This window comes from Clostridium sardiniense (genome assembly GCF_016907995.1).
GTDB classification, from domain to species: Bacteria; Bacillota; Clostridia; order Clostridiales; family Clostridiaceae; genus Clostridium; species Clostridium sardiniense.
This window is the reverse complement of the sequence record NZ_JAFBDA010000001.1, coordinates 403,088-423,008: the sequence shown is the minus strand read 5'-3', so window position 1 is coordinate 423,008 and position 19,921 is coordinate 403,088. Positions and strand designations below refer to the sequence as shown.

Annotated in this window: 20 protein-coding genes; 1 reads left to right on the top strand and 19 read right to left on the bottom strand. The window is 26.4% G+C overall.

The window, feature by feature from the left end:
- Nucleotides 1-14: 14 nt before the first annotated feature.
- From JOC62_RS19265 to JOC62_RS01885, 15 genes are all read right to left on the bottom strand, one after another.
- Nucleotides 15-146, bottom strand: a complete 132-nt coding sequence (locus JOC62_RS19265; RefSeq protein WP_279381492.1) for a hypothetical protein — start codon at nt 144-146, stop codon at nt 15-17.
- A 93-nt stretch (nt 147-239) separates the two neighbouring features.
- Nucleotides 240-629 carry a hypothetical protein gene (locus tag JOC62_RS01955; RefSeq protein WP_204593471.1) on the bottom strand — a complete coding sequence of 130 codons (390 nt, stop codon included), beginning with the start codon at nt 627-629 and terminating at the stop codon, nt 240-242.
- 34 nt (nt 630-663) lie between these two features.
- Nucleotides 664-1,329 (bottom strand): ABC transporter ATP-binding protein, encoded by a 666-nt coding sequence (locus JOC62_RS01950; protein WP_204593470.1) that lies wholly within the window; start codon nt 1,327-1,329, stop codon nt 664-666.
- A 9-nt stretch (nt 1,330-1,338) separates the two neighbouring features.
- Nucleotides 1,339-2,757, bottom strand: a complete 1,419-nt coding sequence (locus JOC62_RS01945; RefSeq protein WP_204593469.1) for an ABC transporter permease — start codon at nt 2,755-2,757, stop codon at nt 1,339-1,341.
- A 153-nt stretch (nt 2,758-2,910) separates the two neighbouring features.
- Nucleotides 2,911-4,047: a sensor histidine kinase gene (locus JOC62_RS01940; protein ID WP_204593468.1), complete on the bottom strand. Its 1,137-nt coding sequence runs from the start codon at nt 4,045-4,047 to the stop codon at nt 2,911-2,913.
- Nucleotides 4,035-4,706: a response regulator transcription factor gene (locus tag JOC62_RS01935; protein ID WP_204593467.1), complete on the bottom strand. Its 672-nt coding sequence runs from the start codon at nt 4,704-4,706 to the stop codon at nt 4,035-4,037. Before JOC62_RS01935 ends, JOC62_RS01940 begins: the two co-directional genes overlap by 13 nt.
- A gap of 370 nt (nt 4,707-5,076) precedes the next feature.
- Complete coding sequence (locus JOC62_RS01925) at nt 5,077-6,189, bottom strand: sensor histidine kinase (protein ID WP_204593466.1); 1,113 nt, start codon at nt 6,187-6,189, stop codon at nt 5,077-5,079.
- The gene (locus tag JOC62_RS01920) at nt 6,179-6,871 is read right to left on the bottom strand and encodes a response regulator transcription factor (protein ID WP_204593465.1); all 693 of its coding nucleotides are present in this window, start codon (nt 6,869-6,871) and stop codon (nt 6,179-6,181) included. Before JOC62_RS01920 ends, JOC62_RS01925 begins: the two co-directional genes overlap by 11 nt.
- A 20-nt stretch (nt 6,872-6,891) precedes the next feature.
- Entirely contained in the window at nt 6,892-7,602 is a 711-nt protein-coding gene (locus JOC62_RS01915) for a M15 family metallopeptidase (protein WP_204593464.1), read from the bottom strand.
- A 316-nt stretch (nt 7,603-7,918) separates the two neighbouring features.
- The gene (locus tag JOC62_RS01910) at nt 7,919-8,059 is read right to left on the bottom strand and encodes a MerR family DNA-binding transcriptional regulator (RefSeq protein ID WP_204593463.1); all 141 of its coding nucleotides are present in this window, start codon (nt 8,057-8,059) and stop codon (nt 7,919-7,921) included.
- A gap of 645 nt (nt 8,060-8,704) precedes the next feature.
- On the bottom strand, nt 8,705-10,069 hold the full coding sequence (locus JOC62_RS01905; RefSeq protein ID WP_204593462.1) for an FAD-binding oxidoreductase: 1,365 nt from the start codon (nt 10,067-10,069) through the stop codon (nt 8,705-8,707).
- 175 nt (nt 10,070-10,244) lie between these two features.
- Nucleotides 10,245-10,877, bottom strand: a complete 633-nt coding sequence (locus JOC62_RS01900; RefSeq protein WP_204593461.1) for a cysteine hydrolase family protein — start codon at nt 10,875-10,877, stop codon at nt 10,245-10,247.
- Between the two features lie 130 nt (nt 10,878-11,007).
- Nucleotides 11,008-11,745, bottom strand: a complete 738-nt coding sequence (locus JOC62_RS01895; RefSeq protein WP_204593460.1) for a class I SAM-dependent methyltransferase — start codon at nt 11,743-11,745, stop codon at nt 11,008-11,010.
- Between the two features lie 147 nt (nt 11,746-11,892).
- A complete protein-coding gene (locus tag JOC62_RS01890) occupies nt 11,893-12,168 on the bottom strand; it encodes a CD3324 family protein (RefSeq protein WP_204593459.1) in 276 nt (91 codons plus the stop codon).
- Between the two features lie 368 nt (nt 12,169-12,536).
- Complete coding sequence (locus JOC62_RS01885; RefSeq protein WP_204593458.1) at nt 12,537-13,613, bottom strand: FAD-binding protein; 1,077 nt, start codon at nt 13,611-13,613, stop codon at nt 12,537-12,539.
- A 433-nt stretch (nt 13,614-14,046) separates the two neighbouring features.
- On the opposite strand from JOC62_RS01885, the gene JOC62_RS01880 reads away from it, so the two are divergent.
- Nucleotides 14,047-14,799 carry an acyl-[acyl-carrier-protein] thioesterase gene (locus JOC62_RS01880; protein WP_204593457.1) on the top strand — a complete coding sequence of 251 codons (753 nt, stop codon included), beginning with the start codon at nt 14,047-14,049 and terminating at the stop codon, nt 14,797-14,799.
- 180 nt (nt 14,800-14,979) lie between these two features.
- On the opposite strand, the gene JOC62_RS01875 is transcribed toward JOC62_RS01880, so the two are convergent.
- The 4 genes from JOC62_RS01875 to JOC62_RS01860 all read right to left on the bottom strand — a co-directional run bounded on the left by JOC62_RS01875 (nt 14,980) and on the right by JOC62_RS01860 (nt 19,624).
- Nucleotides 14,980-17,055 (bottom strand): FtsX-like permease family protein, encoded by a 2,076-nt coding sequence (locus tag JOC62_RS01875; protein WP_204593456.1) that lies wholly within the window; start codon nt 17,053-17,055, stop codon nt 14,980-14,982.
- Nucleotides 17,045-17,812, bottom strand: a complete 768-nt coding sequence (locus JOC62_RS01870) for an ABC transporter ATP-binding protein (protein WP_204593455.1) — start codon at nt 17,810-17,812, stop codon at nt 17,045-17,047. The genes JOC62_RS01875 and JOC62_RS01870 overlap by 11 nt, the downstream gene beginning before the upstream one ends.
- A 115-nt stretch (nt 17,813-17,927) precedes the next feature.
- Nucleotides 17,928-18,959, bottom strand: a complete 1,032-nt coding sequence (locus JOC62_RS01865; protein ID WP_204593454.1) for a sensor histidine kinase — start codon at nt 18,957-18,959, stop codon at nt 17,928-17,930.
- On the bottom strand, nt 18,956-19,624 hold the full coding sequence (locus tag JOC62_RS01860; protein ID WP_204593453.1) for a response regulator transcription factor: 669 nt from the start codon (nt 19,622-19,624) through the stop codon (nt 18,956-18,958). The genes JOC62_RS01865 and JOC62_RS01860 overlap by 4 nt, the downstream gene beginning before the upstream one ends.
- Between the last annotated feature and the right edge of the window lie 297 nt (nt 19,625-19,921).

The window sequence follows — 19,921 nt, the reverse complement described above, 5'->3', positions numbered from 1 at the left end:
AAACACCTCCAAAATTATATTATTACATTTTTAGTGAAATCTATAAGTATATCTTTATCCTTTAAAATAATAGTTCTTATAGCAGTTCTATAAAAACTTTTCATTTTTTCTACTTCATTTATTCTAATAATCTTGTTAAAATACATATCTTCACCCATTTAAAGAAATTAATATTTATAAATATAAAAATAAGGGAGTTTATATTCTAAACTCCTTTAATAATTAATTTATGCTTTATATTAATTTTGTTTTACCTCTAAATCTTTCAGAAATAAATCTATTTCATCGTCATTAGATTTCATTTTATTTACACTATAGTGTTCTTTATTACAGTTAATTATATTATCATGTTTATTATTTTTCTCTTTTCTTATACATTCTAATTTATTTATTATATATCCTATAGCTCCAAATACTATTGAATAAAATACATACGGCATACATGCATTCATATAATATATTATCACTTCTTTAAATTGATATTTAATACTTATTCGTCCTTGATTTACAAGTTCAGAGATATAGTCATAAGAATTAACTAAAGTAAATATTGAGTATAATATCATTAATCCTGCCATAACATAAAAAACTATCGAAACTATAGATACATTCTTACTATCTATTTTCAAAATCAACACTCTCCCTACACCTTTTTTTATTAACTTATTTTACAAACATAAGTTTTCCCTTTGCAAGTCCCCATATCTCATCAGCATACTTAGTTACTTTAGTTGAATGAGTTACAATAATAACACATTTATTTTCTTCATGAGCCAATGAAGTCAAAATACTCATTATATTTTTTTCTGTTTCTTCATCCAAATTTCCTGTAGGTTCATCTGCTATAATTATATCTGGATTATGTGACAATGCTCTGGCAATTCCGACCCTCTGTTGCTCTCCTCCTGATAATCTTAATACCTTTCTGCTAGCTTTTTCTCTATTAATTCCAATACTATCCAACAATTTAAAAGCTATTTCTTTTTTATTTTTTCTCTTATCTTTACTAATCTCCATTGATAGCATTATGTTTTCTAAAGATGTTGCATTATTTAATAAATTATATCCTTGAAATATAACACCTATATTTTCAGCCCTATAAACATCTCTATTTATTTCTTTCAAATCCTTATCTTTATACTCAACTACTCCACCAGTGCATACATCTAATCCTGATATTAATGACAATAAAGTACTTTTCCCAGCTCCTGATTTCCCTACAATAGTGTATACACACCCCTTTTCAAACTCTATATTTATTTTATTTAAAACATTTTTTTTGCTTCCTTCATATCTATAAGAAACATCTTTTAATTTAAGAACTCCCATATCTCTCACCTAATTCCTTTCTGAAAGTATTTTTATCGGTTCATACTTTGTAGCATATCCTACTGATATTGAGCTAGTTATTAACCCTAAAATAATTGCAAAACCTGATATTTTTAGAGCAGCATCTACACTAAGTTTAACTTCTAATTCTTCTAACTTTTCTACCTCTTTTATTTCTCCTGATTGAGTATATAAAGGTCTTAAATTTTGTTGTTCTACTTTTGATTTCACCTGTTCTTTTAACAAAATATCAGATGCTGGTTGTGCGCTTATAGCTCCAATTCCCAGTCCTAAAGTAAGACATATAATAATAATTGCTACACTCTCGTAAATAAATCCTATAGCTAATTTAAACTTAGACATTCCCATAGCCCTTAATACACCAATTTCATATTTTCTTTCCCTAATAGATAACACTGAAAGTAAAATAAGCACTATAGAACCAAATCCCATTATTCCAATCATAAACATTACGGATACCTTTTTTAATCCATTTACAGGTGCTATAATCCTATTGTAACTTTCTTCATCTGTTGAAACTATGAAATTATCTGTTAATCCCTTTGATTTCAACTCTGATTTAAAAGCTTCAAGATCATCTGGACTATTTAAATAATATGTTGCATTAATTTGAATAGGAGCACTTTCACCTTTAAATAAAGTATCGAACTCTGCTAATGTATTAAAATTTGTATAGATTTCATTTCTTAAATCCATACTAGGAATTGGCATATTTTCATCTTTTTGATTTAATCTTGAATATATACCTGTTACTTTTAATTTAAGTTTTTTATCCTTTTCATTTATATCAGCAATTTCAAGTTCATCTCCGGCCTTTAACTTGTTTAAATCTGCTAACTGCTGAGATATTATTGCTTCATTATTACCTTTAAACATTTCTCCGCTTTTAATTTGTATAAAGCCATTTTTAAAATCCTTAGGTAAATTATTTTCAGTATATCCCTTAACACTTAAAGATGGCCATACATTATTTGAGCTTGCTGCTCCCTCAGAAATAGCCCCTTTTAATGGTCTATTATTTTGTCTTTCACTTTGTCTTTTATTAAACTCTTCTTCTCCAATACCTTTTATTTCTTCAGATGCTCCTTCAAAAATTGCTTCCATTTTATATTCCTTGACCAATTTAGAGTCTGCAAAATTGACTTTCATCTTTCCAGTTATTTCTCCTGAAAAAGGTATCTTATTTTGATTTTTCTCAATTTCCTTTTGCGCTTTTACAGGATCTATATCTATAAAAACCTCCGATCCAAATCTATTTTTATACGACTTTATTACTTCATTAGTAGTTGTATTAATAATCGTAGAGATAGCTATAGTAGAGATCATTGTCAAAACAATTATTCCTATCAAAATATTTCTTCCCTTGTTTCTAACCAAGTTTTTCATAGCATTTTTTAAAATATACATATTACTTTCTCCTATCCTTATACTCACTTTATACTTGTTTATAAGTAAATTATAACAATTACTATGTTAATTGAATGTTTATCTATTTTATTTCCATGTATAATTAACATAAAATAAAAACAGTAGTTTTTTAATTAACCTACTGTTTTTTACCTAACAAGCTCTGAATGCAAGATAGAATACTGATCCCTTGCCTAAATTACTATCAACCCATACATACCCATCACATAAATCACATACATGACTTACAAGACTTAACCCTATTCCATAACCATCCTTATTAAGTCTATTTACCCTATATCTATTATCAAAAATTTTATCTAACTTATCCTCAGACATTCCTATTCCATTATCCTTTACAGTAATAATCACACTATTATTTTTATTATATACCGAAACCTCTATAGGTTTATTTTCTCCATACTTTACTGCATTATCTAACAAATTAGCTATAGCTCTATATATCCATCTTTCTTTTGCATAAATATTTGTGTTACCCTCTTCATCAAAATCAAAAGAAATATCATTATATACTTTCTTATATTGATCAATCACCTCTGCACATATAAGAGCAACATCAATATTTGCCATTCCGTCTACTTCATTTGAATCACTAACTGTTAGTATATCTTCTATACTATCAGTTATATAGTCTAAATTTTTTAATAGCTCCTTATCACCATTTATTTCAAGTTTAGTTTTTAATATAGCAATTGCATTTTTTTGCTCATGTGATATATACGAATGTAATCTTTTATAGTCCTCTATATGATTATTAAATTTTTCTTTTAGACCAGTATAAACCTCTACTAAAACAGGATCTAAGTTCTCAATATTATATTCTTTACCTTCTATATTAATTAAACTACGTGCAATAGTTAATACTTCTTCCTTTTCTATTTTTTTTAATATAATCCACAGTATCCAGGTAAAAACTATAGTAAGAATACATATTATCATCATTAATACTGGTAAATTACTATATAACTTAGCTGCATAATAATTTTCTATTTGATCTCTACTAATAATAGAATCTTTAGCAGTAGCATATTTAGTTATATCGTCTTTAGTAAAATCAGCATAAATATCATTAGTATTTTTCAATTCATTTATAGTTCTATAATTAATGCTTCCTAAGTCTACTAAATTATTTGGTAAAACATTGTATTTATTATTATTAAAGGTTCTAAGATAGATTAATATACCAACTACAAATATAATAGTTATAACCATTGAATATATAACTAAAATTAATCCTGTTTTTTTATTCCATTTAATCATTCTTCGCATATTGAATATCCCTTTCCTCTAGTTGTTTTTAAAACTTCTTTCCCACAAGCTTCTTTTAATTTTTTCTTTAATTTAGCTATATGAACTCTAAGTACAGAAGAGGTTGGATCAAAAAATTCATCATACACATGTTCTGCTATATCCTCACTTGATACAACATCAGGATGTCTATTAATAATATATTCAAATATATCAAATTCTTTTACTCCAAGCTCTACTTCCTTTTTATCTATAAAAACCTTCCTAGAAGCTGGATTTACCTCTATATTTCCTATAATTATATTTGGATTTGCTCTTCCATGAAATCTTCTTATCACAGCTTGTATCCTTGCTCTAAGTTCTAATAGTTGAAATGGTTTAACTATGTAATCATCAGCTCCCAAATCTAACCCTCTAGCAAGTTCTTTAACCTCATCTCTAGCTGTAACAATTATTATTGGAGTATTTATTTTATTACTCCTTAAATATTCCAAAATTTCTAACCCATCTTTATCAGGCAAATTTAAATCTAACAAAATAATATTGTAAGAATTTACAAAAGCCTTCTCCTCTCCATCTAATCCAAGATTAGCTACATCAACACTAAATTTTAGATTTTCTAATCCTTCCTTAATGTTATAAGCGAGTTCCTTATTATCTTCTATTATTAAAATTCTCATTACCTCATCTCCTAAGTCTTTTAAAAGTGCCAATTAATTATACACTTTCTTATGTTTATTGAATGTTAATCATATATATCCTATCATCTTTAACAAAAAAGAAAATCCTAGAAAATATTTGATATCTTCTAGGTTTTTTAAATTTGAAATTTATCTGCTAATTCTTTTGCTGTTACAATTCTTTTATTTAGAAGTATTATTATTATTATCTCAGTTAATCTATTAATTTTCATAACTTACCTCTATTTATGCTTTGTATTTTCTATATATATTTAAGTAATAGCATTTTATCTTAAACTATACACCTAGATTTTAACTATTTTAATTACATTATTGCCATTCTAAATATTAAACATATATATTAATAAGTCTATTTATTTAAAACTGGTAACCTAACTTCAAATATTGTTCTTGAATCATCACTATAAGCCTCTATTGTTCCTTCATGTAACTCAATAATATTTTTAGTTATTGCAAGTCCTAACCCTGATCCCCCTATATCACTATTTCTTGATTTTTCTACTCTATAGAATCTATCAAATATATTTGGAAGATCTATTGAAGATATTGCCTTACCATAATTTATAACTTGAATTACTGCCATATTATTTTCAAGCTTTGTTGTTACATCAACATAATGTCCGTCTTTGCCATACTTAATTGCATTAGATAATAAATTTTCAAAAGCTCTTACTAATTTTTCTGCATCTGCACTTACTATTAGTTTATCATCTGAAAAATAAATTCTTGATTCCATATCTGCATTCTTAAACTGGCATTCAAAATAAGCAACTACTTGACCTAATAATTCTACTAAATTAATTTCTCTCTTATCTAAATTAATAGTATTATTCTGCATTTTAGTTAATTCAAATAAATCATTTATAAGAAGATTTAAGCTCTTTGATTTTTCATATGCAATACTTGCATAATATCTAAGCCTTACTTCATCATCATACTGATCGCTATCAATTATTTCTAAATATCCCATTATTGAAGTTAATGGAGTTCTTAAATCATGAGAAACATTTGTTATTAAATCTGTTTTTGTTTGCTGTGCTTTTCGCTCCTCTATAGTTCTATCTTTAAGCTGTTTTGATATACTGTTTATATTATCTGCTAACTTTTTGATATCTCCTTCTTCGTAAGCATTTATTGATCTATCCAAATCACCATTAGCCATTATTTCAGTTTCATTTATAATATTCACCAGACTCCTATTTCTTCTATATCTCTTAACAAGTAAATAAAATATTATAAATAATCCTAATCCGGCAACTAAATAAATAATTCCATCAAGGTACATCTCATGTATATAACGCCATAGATTTATAATATTATTAATAACTTGAATTGTAGTATATCTATAAAGAAATACTATAATCCCTCTAATTATTATTACTGTAAAGTAAGTTAATATTGCAGAAATAGCTATATCAATTAATGTTAATTCCCAATGTTTATAAACCTTTTTATTTTTCAATTTTATAACCAACTCCCCATACAGTGTGAATTATCTTATTGCCTGCCATATGTTGTTCTAGTTTATCTCTGATTCTACTCATATGAACCATTACTGTATTATTTGATTGATAATATCTTTCTTTCCACACCTTCTCAAATATTTCTTCTGTATTAAATACCCTACCTCTATTTGTAGCTAATAAATATAAAATATCAAATTCCCTTGCAGTTAATGATACTTCATTATCATCTACAGTTACCTTATGTTTACTCTTATCTATAACCATTGACTCAATTCTTATTATGTCATTTGAAGTTTGCATTTTAGTATTTAAAAAGTATGCCCTTCTAAGTAATGCTCTTATTCTAACTGTAAGTTCTAAATGATTAAATGGCTTACATACATAATCATCTGCACCAGTCATGATTCCTTGTATTCTATCCATATCCTCCACTTTTGCACTTAACATAAGTATTGGAATATTATATTTTTCTCTTGCCCTTCTACAAACTTCTAAACCATCCATACCTGGCATCATTATATCTAAAACCATTAAATGAATTTCTTCTTTATCTAATATCTCTAAGGCTTCTTCTCCGCATTTTGCCTTAAAAACATTATATCCTTCATTTCTAAGATTTATTTCTAATAAGTCTCTTATTTCATTTTCATCATCTACTACAAGAATGTTATTATTCATATACCCCTCCAATTATATATTTATTTTCCAAGATACTCTTCTAATGTAATCTTATTATCATAAATATCCTTAGCAGCTTTTTTGCCAACGTATCTAACATGCCAAGGTTCATACTCTATACCTGTTACATTTTTCTTTCCATAAGGATATCTTATAATAAATCCAAATTTATAACAATTATTCGCAAGCCAATCTGCCTCTTTTGTTCCCTGTGCAAAATATTTATCCCTATTAGTAATATCAATACATAATCCTGTTTGATGTTCACTAAATCCTGGTCTTGCTACATATGCATCTGCACGTTCCCGTCCTTCTGCTTCTACCCTATTATTATAAGTTTTAGTTTGAGATCTATATGATCTATAAGCTGAATTTCCAAGTAATATTATTCCTTCTTCTTTAGCTGTATTCACCATATCCTCTAATGGTTTTACCACAATTCCAGCTACATGTTTTTCTTCATTAGTTGCTTCGTCTGTAAATTCTATATTTGGTATCGTTGAATCTTCTGGTTCATAATATTTGCTTAGTCCATATTTTCTATTTACTAAAATCAATTCCGTTCCTAAATTAGGACTCTTTGTTTGTGTCGCCATCTCTGCACCTTTTAAATTAAATATATTTTTTTTATTATTTATATCCCTTGATCCCATGCCTATAAAATCTAACATGTATAAAATTCCAATAATAATTATTATAAACGCTAAAACCTTTTTTAATCCACTTTTCATTTTTCTATCCCTCTTTTCTAAATATCATGACTTCATATCATGATTTTATTTTAGAAAGGAGAGTTTACAACTCTTATAAAAATTTCTTAAGAAACCTTAAGTTTCTTAATTTATAAGAGAAATTCTACAAGATTTATTCTGTCTTTCTTTAAGTTCATAAGATCATACAAACACTTGAATCTGGCAATTATATGATTCTATATTGAAAAAGTCATTAAATAACTCTTTCAAATTTTCAGTTTCTTTGCATGGTACTGTAATTACATAACGTTCTTTAAAAATTTGTTGTAACTCTGCTATGCTAGTTTCTAGTGCTCTAAAACCTTTTATAATATCTATAACCTATTGCATCATCAATATATTTCGGTATAAGTATACCAACCTTATGATAATATATTAAAGCTTTTATCGTAACCTCTTTAATTTTAGAAACTTCACCAATAGAAAGCAAGTTCATTTAGCAAAGTTGCAGAAAAAGACAATAAAATAATAGGATTTATTTAGGTAATGCAAAAAAAGATAATTTTAAAGGATGTATACAATTATTTATTGTATCAAAAGAATCTAGAGATCTTGTAGTAGGTAGAACTCTTCTTGGTTATCTATTTGATTATATGAAAAGGATGAATATGAAATCTTAATACCAGCTGCAGCTATGATTAAAACAGAATAAAATGTTACTTTTAACCCCAAAATTAAATTAACTCTAGTATGTATTGTTGGATGCATATCTCAAGAAAAAGATTGATCAATGAAGATGGCTGTGTTGACTGCGGAGCATACCAACTTGCTTGCCCTAAAAAGTGTATTTCACAAAATTAATTAAAATATAAAGATATTATTGAATTAACAGAAATAATAGTTGACTTGCTTAAAAATCTCAAGCAAGTAGAGTTACTTTTCAAGGTCTAGAATTAAGTCTAGACCTTATTTTTTATTTGTAGTAAAACTTTCCACCTAATCTCTAAATGAGGTTTTAATACTAAATCATATAAACAGGAAACACTTTTCCCACTTGATTATCACTACTATACCCTGTCTATACGACACCTTTAATTTTACCAATATAACTTTTTAACACATTTATTTCACAATATAATATCTATACAAAATTAAATTCTGCTTTTATTGATTGTGGATAATTAAATATATTAAATGGATCATATTTTTCTTTTACACATCTTAACCTACATACATTTCCACCATAATACTTTGCTTCATAATTTATTAGTGGACTGTATGGGAAGTTAACATATGAACCTTCCGTAATCAGTTCTAAATAATTTAATCTACTAGCTACCCACTCTTTATTTTCTCTAGCATAAATTGAGTTTTCCCATACTGATTGTATACTTATAATATAATTAGAATCTCTATAATAAAAAGCTGTTTCATGTTTTCCTTTATCCTTCACCGCCCCACCTAATCCATAAAAAGTGACTGCAACATAAACTGAACCTATAGGTTTTTCTCTAATAGATGATGCTAATTTTAATAACTCACACTTTGAGTATATTCTATCTTCAAATCTACCTTCTGTTTTGAATTTTTCACTCTCTGGATATATAGACTCAATCTGCCTTATAGCATTTAAAAAAGTTGTATATTCAAAATCAGACTCAGCCTTTGGTACTACTAATAAAGGCTTTAATATTTTCTTTAGCTCTGATATATCTCCATAAAATAAACCTATAAAAAATACTGCCAAACCTTCATCTTCAGCATTATAAAAACTTGCTCTCATATTTACCCTTCTATCTAAGGTTTGATATAGGTTTTGAAATATATCCATAATCTTTGCTTGTTCTCTAGTAGTAGTGTTTGGATAATATATTCTAAATAAGGTTACTTTATTCAATTTTGGTGGTAATCTAAAAGTTAATGAGGTAACTATTCCAAAATTCCCTCCACCGGATCCCCTTAATGCCCAAAATAAATCACTATTACAATCTCTATTTGCAATAATTACTTTACCTCTATAATCTACAATCTCAAATTCTACTACACTATCTATACCTAACCCAAATAATCTACAAGACATCCCCCAACCTCCACCTAAAGTGTATCCTGATAATGCTACAGTTGGACAAGTTCCACCAGGAAAAGGATATCCTCTTTTACCTAAATATTCATAAAGCTGACTATTTTGTACTCCTGATTCTATTTTTACTGTATTGTTTAATTCATTTATACTTATTCTCTTCATTCTGCTTACATCAATTACTATTCCATTATTTACAATTGAATAACCTTCATAATTGTGCCCACCAGATCTAATTCTAAAATTAATATCTTTTCTAACGCAGAATCTTAACGCACTTATAACATCTTTTCTACTAGTACAATATAATATAGCAATTGGACATTTTTGTATTGCTCTATTCCATATTTGTCTATCTTCATTATATTCCACATCATTAGGCGTTACTATTTCACCGTTAAAACATAACTCCTTAAATAGTTTCATATTTATCATCCTTTGTAATATAATATTTTGATTTATAATAAAATCTATATACTACTATCAATATATGACATACGTAGGAATTGATTTCACATATTATATTAAAAAAAGTAGCTAAAGAAACTTCTCTAACTACTCTTTATATATTATATAATTATTATAATCTTGATTTTATGTATTAATTTAATTCTTTTAATACTTCTTCTGTTGTTAATGAACCACTTGATAACATACCAAAGTTAACTTCTGCTGCTCCGTATGCTTCCATTCCTGGTGCTGCTGTTGCATCCTTTGCAATATAAACTTCAAACCCTTGTTCTACTAGATCTCTCATGTGTGATTCAATACAAATGTTTGAGTTCATTCCTGCAAGTATTACAGTATCTATTTTTTGTTTTCTTAACTGTAATACTAAATCATTTGTTTGTGGTCCAAAGATTTTATGTGGACTTGCTATTATAGTTTCTCCATCTTCAATATATTCCTTAAATTCATCAAGCATATCTGCTCTTGAATTCTTTTCTACCGCTTCTGAAGGTCCTTTTCTTTCAAACATTTTCATTTCATGCATCATATGCTCACCATTTGTTCCAAATTTCCATGTGTAATCATGTGGATAGTAGTAATGTGGTGATATAAATACTTTATATCCATTTTCCTTTGATTTTTTAAGTAGAGATACAATATTTTCTATAGTGTTATTAGCCTCAATAACATCTTTAGCTAATTTATATCCTTCTCCCATTTCATGTAAGAATTCATTCTGTGGATCTACTAATACTAATGCTGTTTCTTTATTATTAAATTTCATTTTAATTCCTCCCGGTTTTTTATTTAAAATTATTTAGTGCTGTCTTACAAACTCATAATAATTCATTAAATAAAAAACAACAATTAGGCACTTTTTAGTTTCCAGTAACATTAAAGTTACCACATATCCACTATTTCTTTTTTCTTGCTGATATTAATAACATCATTGGTCTACGTAATTCATCTTGCATTTCTTTATTACCTTCTAACATTTCTTTTGGTGGCTTTGGCTCAGTTACTTCCTTTATCTCGAAGCCACAACCTATTAATGTATTAATGTATGTAGTTATAGTCTTATGATATTTAACTACCTCTTCACCTAAAAAAATGCTTTTTCTTTTTCCTTCATTAAAGTAATTATCTACTGGCCAATGTAGTCTATCCCCTAATTCATCAACATACCATTCTTGGCTCCCATATGCTGTGAATATGGGATGTTCAACTGAAAATACAAAGTCTCCCCCATATACTAGGCAATCATATACCTTCTTACACACTTCTTTAAAATTTTCAACATAATGAAGTGCTAATGAACTTATTACAACATCAAAATATTCTTCTTTAAGTTTTACACTTTCTATTGTATCTTTTACATACTCTATAGATGAATCCCCATTAATTTTTTTAGCCTGTTTAAGCATTTTCTCTGAAGAATCTACTCCAACTACTTCTTTAGCATTATTTTCAATAGCATATTTACAATGCCATCCAAATCCACAACCTAAGTCTAAGACCTTTTTCTCCTCTAAATTTGGTAACATTCTTTTAAATTCCTGCCACTCACCAGCGCCTTTAAGCCCATAAATAGAACGAGTCATTTTAATATATTTATCAAAAAACTCTTGATTATCATACTTATTTTTCCCCATAAATTATACCTCACACTATTAATTTTATTTCTATATAAATTTTATCCTAATTAATCCATATATACATAGTTCATAAATAATTCTGTATTATTTATGTTTAATATATAAAAAGATATTTGTAATTAAACAAATATCTTTTAATTTTATTTATATATTATTTTTATATTCTCTTAATATTCTTCTTATACTATTATCAACTAAGTAGTATTTAGTTGATAACTCCTTTACTGTCATTCCATTATTAAAATCTTCATAGATTTTCTTATTTCTTGCATATAAATCTTTTTTAATGCCAGTATTATCTCCCCATGATTTTTTATTGCTACCTTTTTTAGGGATATATAAATAAGTTCCATCTACAAATTCCTGAAGCTTAATAACTAAATCCTGTGGTAATATGTCTTGTGCTTTCTTATATTTCATACTTTTTGCTCCTATCTACTATTAAAGTCGTAAATATTAATGCAAAAACTGCACAAAACTATTCTATTAAATTTTATAATTTCTTAAATGCTCCTAACAAAATAGTCTTATATACTACAGTTTCTGCTAGAAGCTTACTACACTTTTTAAGTAATCAGTTTTATATATACTCATACAATATTCCCCTATCTTTTAGATTTATTATCATATTAATTATATATCATATAAAATTCAATTAAATAATTAAATTATTGGTAATATTATTTTCATCCTTTGTCTAACGAAAGGCTTAGATTAAAAGATTCTATCATTTTAAAGCAAATAAAAAAGAGAAGCTATTAGCTCTCTCTTTTATTAAAATAACATAATTAAAAATCATTTTCTATTTTTATTACATCAATGCTATTAATTTTACTTTTAAGTACAATCTTACGTAAAATAGGATTGTACATAAATGGACATTTAAATAGTTTTGAAAATATTTTTAATCTTAATTTCAAAGTTTTTTGTCTATATTTTTTATTTGGGTTTTTGCTATATGAGTTTAATACTTTGCTTAAATATTCAGCACTTATTATTGCTGAACTTATTCCTTCTAGAGAACTTGGACTTATAAACCCTGCTGATTCTCCTATTAAAAAAGCATTATTTTTTCCACAGCAAAAATCTGAGTATTTTGATGGTCTTAATACAAGGCAAGCCTCTGTTTTTAATAGTTCTCCAAACTTAAAACCTTGCTTTCTTAAGTTCTTCTTTTGCTTTTCAAATCTTTCTTTTGAATTGTCTATTGGATAAGCTCCACCAAATATAAAGTGATTATCTTTTGATATTGACCATGAACAACAGTCTGTAATTTCCTTATCAAATATACAAGAATAAAATGGAGTTTCATGTTCTTCAGAGAACCATTGCTGAATAGCCATATAGGTTCTTATTTTTTTATTTGGATAAATTGTTCTACGAACAATTGAATTTGCTCCATCCGCTCCAACTAAATATTTAGTTGTTATAGTCTGTTTTTTACCATTTTCAGAAAAAGTTACTTTATACCCTGTATCTATTTTTTCAATATTAGTACAGTTAGAATTATTATAAATATGTACATTACTTGGAATAATTGATTTTAGCCATAAATCAAATTTATGACGATTAATATTTATATAAAACCTTTGATAATAACGAATTAATTTATTGTTTTCATCTATAGTTTTTACAGAAAAAATTTGAGGATCAACTAAAATACTTTTTGGTATAGTCATATCAAATCTTGCAAAAACCTTCTGAGCATCAGAAGACAATAACCCACCACAAGATTTTTGAAATCCATTTTCAAGATCGTTTTTTTTATCTATGGCAATAATCTTAAATTCCTTGGAAAGTAATCTTGCTAGAACAGAACCTGCTGGTCCTAATCCTATAATTGCAATATCATATGTTGTATTCATAAAAATAATCTTCCTTTTAATATATATTAAAATTAAATAAAGTAAATTTTCATTTAATTTATATATAGTATATTATTTTATAACAGATAAATCAATAATTATTTATTGATAAACAATATAAAATTATTATAAATTGATAATAATAAATAAAATTTATATATAACATCAATAATAAATTCTAACTAAATCACTTACTATTTATTATCTGTAAAAAGGTTGTAGAACTCCATAAAAGCGCTTGAAATTTAAACAATTCATCTGTACAAATACACCATGCCATGCAACAAGCCCCTACTATATTTAATCTACCTGAATAAAATATCTATCAATCTAATATTCCTTACATCTTCTATACATAATATGGAAATATTAAAACTGTGATATAATATTTAATATGAAATACATACCAAATTTATAATAGGAGGAAATATAATTGAATAATGTTTTTGAAAAAGAATACAGAATAAATATTTTTGACGTTGACTCTGAACATAAATGCAAATTTTCATCTTTAGTAGATTACTTATGGGATGTTGTTATTTCTCAATCTGATTATTTAGGCGAAACTAACGAAGGATTTGTTCATAATCAGTGTATTTGGGTTCTTTTAAAATATGACATAACTATATATGAATACCCTAAATTTAGAGATAAAATAACTGTAGACACTAAGGCTTTAGGTACAAAGAAATTTTATGGCTATAGACACAATAATATAAAAGATTCTGAAGGAAAAATTATAGGTGAAGTTGTTTCAACAGCTATATTAATAGATTTTGAAAAAAGACGTCCTATGAAAATAGCACCTGATCAACGTGAAATATATGGGCTTGAAGGAGAATTAGAAGAAGTACCTCCTTTAGATGATATTCCTAATATTCAAAAAAAGGATTATATAAAGGAATATCCTATTAGATACAGTGATATAGACTCTAATGGACATGTAAATAATGTAAAGTATATGGAAATGGCAATGGATACTCTGCCAAGATCTATTTTAAATGAATATGAACTATTTAATATCAAAGTACTCTTTAAGAAAGAAACAACTGATGGAGATACATTACATATTTCATCTGAAGTAATTGATGGTGATAATAACGAGATTACTACTATTCATAACATTACAAGTGACAATACTGGAAAGCTTCTTACTAAATTACAATTTATATGGAAGAAAAACTAAGATAGACTAATTTTAGTCTATCTTAGTTTTAGAAATATGTTTGTTTTCTTCTATATAACTCCAAATAACTCACCCAAAGTAATTCTTTTTCCCCTTTTTAATAATCGAATTCATTAGATTAATTGAAAAGTTCTTAGCATAATATCTAAATGAGCTTTTACGTTTTATTATTGTATATTTCTAACATTTAATATTTCTCTTAAATGTATAGTAGGTAGCTATAAAATAGGCCACATAGATACTAACTATTAACACTAAGGCTATTCTTATATTTAATATAAAACCTTTCTCTCCTATATATGCACTTATTTCACTGTTAAATATAACAGCATAATTATATATAAATATTATAAACCCAATTATTGCTACCAATATTGGAATAATAAAATATATAGATATTTGCTTTAAAATTATATTACTTATTTCCTTTTCCTCTACACCTAACTTTTTAAGAACATTAAACCTGTCTTTATGCTCTATTGAATCTGCAAGTTGTTGCAAAGCAAGTACTGTTAAGCTTATCATAAGTAAAACTATACCTAAATATATTCCGAGTATTCTCATTGCTAATGTTGCATTTAATATTTCACTAACTTCTGCTACTTTTGTGCTTGCATAAACAAAATATGAGTAATCATCATATCCATCATCATCATACTTACTTGCCAATTCTCCATACTCATTATTAATCCATTTCTGTACGTAATCATTTTCAAATGATATAGCATTATCATAACTCATATCCTTTTTAGTATTTGCATAAAAATCAGTACTAGCTACAATTAAATCTTTACATATTTCATCCGGTAAAATAATGATAGCATTTGTATAGAAATTATAAATGTCTTCTCCAAGAGATTCAGTATAATAAGGTGTATTACTAATACTTAAGCTTTTATTACTAACCTTAAAATTAGAATTTGAATTAATAAATTTATCAACTTCTTCTTTTGGTATTCTCTTAGCCCATTGCATAGTAAATTCATCATTTTTTAAATTTACCTTTTCATACCCTAACATATTTCTTAATTTATTAAATTCACTTAATTTAACAGCTAGTATAGGCATATCTCTTTTTTCTCTTTTATAAAAATCTTCTTTCTCTATAAAGTATTTATTAACCTCACAATATTCACTAATATTATAATTATCTTCATTTAAATACTCAACTATCTCCCCGTAGTCTATATTAGGAATATCATCTATATCTGTTATACTAAAACGTCCTGGTACACTATATTCATTTGAAATACTAATATCAAAAGGAATTCTATAATCTAAGTATCCTAAACTCCACTCAGACATTAAAAGTGTTAAACTAAAACTTATTGCTGCACCTAAAAAGGTTAATGATATAGTTGCCATCAAAATAGGTGCTGTTTTTATTTTTGATACAATTGATCCAATTAAAAATAAATTAGTATTTTCGTATCTAAATCCTATCCACCTATTTTTAATAAATATAATTATATAACCTAAAGAATAAAACAATGCATATGTTCCTAAAATGAAAGTAACTAAAGATACTATTATAAATGCTTGTTCACTTCCTTTTATAAGCTCTGGATTGTCAATTGCTTTTATAAGCTTATAAGTACAATATCCAGCAATTACATATAATATTGTTGATATAATAGATATGCTTCCATAAACTTTACCACATCTCTTAAGTTGAAACTCTGTTTTCTTTTCTGCATTAAGCATATTGATAAGTTTAACTTTTTTAAGAACCTTAATATTATAAAGACCTATTATACAAAACATAGATACAAAAAATATAAATGTTAAGGTAACTGTATCCATGTATAACTTTAAAGTAAATACAATCTCTTGCTTTGCTGTAATAAGAACTAAAGCTGTAACTACTTGAGAAAATAATGTCCCAATAAATATACCCAATATTATAGCCAATATTCCTACTATTAATGTTTCAATAAAAAACATCAATGCAACATTTTTTTGTTCTGCCCCTAATAGTATATATGTTGCAAATTCTCTTTGCCTTCTTCTTATCATATATTTATTTACATATCCTATAAGAACAACTAATAATGCTGTAATAATATATGTTGAATACTTTAATATGTCCTTTAACATATCAAATTTATAAGATTCTTCTGTTATAAACTCATAACTAGAACTTGATAAAGATGTAAAAGCATAAAATAAACTTACACATAAAGTTATAGTTATAAAATAAATTAAATAATCTTTTATTGATTTCTTTGCATTGCTTATTGCTAATTTAGCGTACATCCCTTACGTCACCACCTAACAATGCAACTACATCTAATATTTGATTAAAGAATTGTCTTCGACTATTATTGCCCTTTACTAATTCAGTAAATATCTTTCCATCCTTAATAAATAAAATTCTTTCACAATAACTTGCAGTAAAAGAATCATGAGTTACCATAAGTATAGTTGCCTCTAGCTTCTTATTTAAATCTGAAATCATCTCAATTAACATCTGTGCTGATCTTGAATCTAAAGCTCCTGTTGGTTCATCCGCAAGAATAAGTTTTGGATTTGTAATAAGTGCCCTTGCACAAGCAGTTCTTTGCTTTTGCCCTCCTGATACCTCATAAGGATATTTTAAAAGCAAATCTTCAATCCCAAGCTCTCTTGCTATCTTTTTCACTTTTCTATCAATTTCACTTTTCTTAGTCTTATTAATAGTCAATGCTAATGCAATATTTTCATGAATAGTTAATGTATCTAAAAGATTAAAATCTTGAAATATAAAACCTAAATTTTCTCTTCTAAACTTAGCTATATCTTTTTGATTTATTTCAGTTAAGTCCATATCTCCTATATAAATATTTCCTGAACTAACTTCATCAATTGTTGCTATAGTATTTAAAAGAGTAGTCTTTCCTGATCCTGAGGGCCCCATTACTCCAACAAATTCTCCTTTAAAAACATCAAAGCTTATATCATCAATAGCCTTTATTATATTCCCTTTACTTCCATAATATTTTTCTATATTTTTTATTTTTAATACCCTTTCCATTTATACCACCTCAATAAAATTGTACATTATTTACCCCTTATCTAATTCGATTTAATGTTACTTTAATGTTACAATGTTGTCACTTAATTTTTATAACCCCTAAAGCTAATCTATTTTATGAATTAACTTTAGAGGCTACATTTACAAAGCTCCCTTTAGGAAATGTAATTTTTACTCTCGTATATAAATTTTCTTCTGATTCTATTGATATTAATATTCCTAACTTGCTGCATAACTTTTCACATAGATATAAGCCTATTCCTGTAGATTTATTATTATTTATTCTACCTTTATTTCCTGTAAATCCTTTTTCAAAGACGCGACTTATTTCATTGCTAGGTATTCCAGACCCATTGTCTTCAATTATAAGTTGGATTCCATTTTTAATATTTACAGTACATATTTTAATCTTTGGGCTTTTTTCCTTTCTATACTTCACAGCATTAACTATTATTTGATTTATTATAAACTCAAACCACTTACTATCACAATAAACATTTCTATCTAAACTATCTATTTCAATATCTATTCTATTTAAGATAAATATCTGTTTATTTTTTATAATAGCCTTATTTACACATTCTTCTAAAGATATCTCTTTTATAAGATAATCTTTCTCTACCTCTTCACTTCTAGCATAAAAAAGTGCTTGTTCAACATATCTATCCAGACTTTCTAGCTCTTGTAATATAATTCTTGAAGTCATTGTCTTATTATTTTCCTCTATAAGCTTTATTGATGATATAGGGGTTTTTACTTCATGAATCCACTTTTCAATATACTCTTTATAATCTTTACGCTGGTTCTTAATATCATTAATCTCTTCACGCATAGATTTACTAGCTTTTTTTAATAAAGTATAATATGGTACAGCCTCAATATATGGTGGTATATCAATAACTTCGCTTATTAAATATTTCTTATCTAAATTTTCTGTATATTTTAAGATATCATCAAAATATACCTTTCTCTTTCTATATTCAAAAAATAAGTAAATTGTTAATATTGTAATCCATACTAAAGCTACCACCTTTATAGTATCAAAGGTATTACCTACACTAAATAAAAATACAATTAACGTTATTAAGGCTATAAAATTAAGTAATATTACATTTATTCTACTCTTTATATAATCACCTAAACTCATACTATATACCCCTGACCCCTTTTAGTCTTTATAAAATCTTTTATCCCTATTTCCTCAATCTTATTTCTTATCCTTGTAATATTGACAGTAAGGGTATTATCATTTACAAACATAGCACTATCCCATAAATACTCCATAATATCTACTCTAGATACTATCTTTCCCCTATTATTTAAAAGATAATGTAATATTTTAAGTTCATTTTTAGTAAGCTCAATTGCCTTTCCATTACACTCTATAGTGCTAGATAAAACATTAACCTTTATACCATTATGTTCAATAACATCCATAGATTTTTCATTAGGATATGCTCTTTTTAAAAGAGAAGCTATTCTTGCTAAAAGAATTTGAATGTTATAAGGCTTAGTTATAAAGTCATCTCCTCCTAATGTTATACCCATAAGCTCATCTATATTTGTATCTCTACTTGTTATAAATATAATTGGAACTTTTGAAAAACTACGCACTTCAGTACAAATTTTAAATCCATCACTTTGCGGTAAATTAATATCTAATAAAATAAGATTAACATTACTGTCCTTTACTAAATTAGGTATGTTTGAAAAATCCTTTGGCTTAATAACTGAATATCCATTACTAATTAATACATTGCCTATTTCATTTTGTAACTGTTCATTATCATCAACTATCATTATATTAAACATTTTTATTTCCTCATCATTAATTTATTCTCATACCTATTTTACAATTTATAGAGTAATATATAAATATTTACTTTTAAAATATTAAAAATTTATCTTAAACTAATAAAGACTTAAATTAATTTTAGTAAAAATAATTGGTTTTAATATAGAAATCAATAAAAAAATCTACTTATATTTTATAAAATATAAGTAGATTTTTTCATTTGCTTAATAGATGTTTTATTTTGTTATATAAATTTTTTCTAATAAATATTAGCTACTTTAAGAGCAATATCTAATTCATTAAAAAGGTTTTAT

What these genes read in the sequence shown, in the direction of transcription:
- JOC62_RS01885 (WP_204593458.1), bottom strand. Translation starts at nt 13,613, where the DNA reads ATGAATACAACATATGATATTGCAATTATAGGATTAGGACCAGCAGGT.
- JOC62_RS01865 (WP_204593454.1), bottom strand. Translation starts at nt 18,959, where the DNA reads ATGAGTTTAGGTGATTATATAAAGAGTAGAATAAATGTAATATTACTT.
- JOC62_RS01915 (WP_204593464.1), bottom strand. Translation starts at nt 7,602, where the DNA reads ATGAAAAGTGGATTAAAAAAGGTTTTAGCGTTTATAATAATTATTATT.
- JOC62_RS01920 (WP_204593465.1), bottom strand. Translation starts at nt 6,871, where the DNA reads ATGAATAATAACATTCTTGTAGTAGATGATGAAAATGAAATAAGAGAC.
- JOC62_RS01940 (WP_204593468.1), bottom strand. Translation starts at nt 4,047, where the DNA reads ATGCGAAGAATGATTAAATGGAATAAAAAAACAGGATTAATTTTAGTT.
- JOC62_RS19265 (WP_279381492.1), bottom strand. Translation starts at nt 146, where the DNA reads ATGTATTTTAACAAGATTATTAGAATAAATGAAGTAGAAAAAATGAAA.
- JOC62_RS01945 (WP_204593469.1), bottom strand. Translation starts at nt 2,757, where the DNA reads ATGTATATTTTAAAAAATGCTATGAAAAACTTGGTTAGAAACAAGGGA.
- JOC62_RS01905 (WP_204593462.1), bottom strand. Translation starts at nt 10,069, where the DNA reads ATGAAACTATTTAAGGAGTTATGTTTTAACGGTGAAATAGTAACGCCT.
- JOC62_RS01910 (WP_204593463.1), bottom strand. Translation starts at nt 8,059, where the DNA reads ATGAACTTGCTTTCTATTGGTGAAGTTTCTAAAATTAAAGAGGTTACG.
- JOC62_RS01935 (WP_204593467.1), bottom strand. Translation starts at nt 4,706, where the DNA reads ATGAGAATTTTAATAATAGAAGATAATAAGGAACTCGCTTATAACATT.
- JOC62_RS01870 (WP_204593455.1), bottom strand. Translation starts at nt 17,812, where the DNA reads ATGGAAAGGGTATTAAAAATAAAAAATATAGAAAAATATTATGGAAGT.
- JOC62_RS01950 (WP_204593470.1), bottom strand. Translation starts at nt 1,329, where the DNA reads ATGGGAGTTCTTAAATTAAAAGATGTTTCTTATAGATATGAAGGAAGC.
- JOC62_RS01860 (WP_204593453.1), bottom strand. Translation starts at nt 19,624, where the DNA reads ATGTTTAATATAATGATAGTTGATGATAATGAACAGTTACAAAATGAA.
- JOC62_RS01900 (WP_204593461.1), bottom strand. Translation starts at nt 10,877, where the DNA reads ATGAAATTTAATAATAAAGAAACAGCATTAGTATTAGTAGATCCACAG.
- JOC62_RS01875 (WP_204593456.1), bottom strand. Translation starts at nt 17,055, where the DNA reads ATGTACGCTAAATTAGCAATAAGCAATGCAAAGAAATCAATAAAAGAT.
- JOC62_RS01890 (WP_204593459.1), bottom strand. Translation starts at nt 12,168, where the DNA reads ATGAAATATAAGAAAGCACAAGACATATTACCACAGGATTTAGTTATT.
- JOC62_RS01895 (WP_204593460.1), bottom strand. Translation starts at nt 11,745, where the DNA reads ATGGGGAAAAATAAGTATGATAATCAAGAGTTTTTTGATAAATATATT.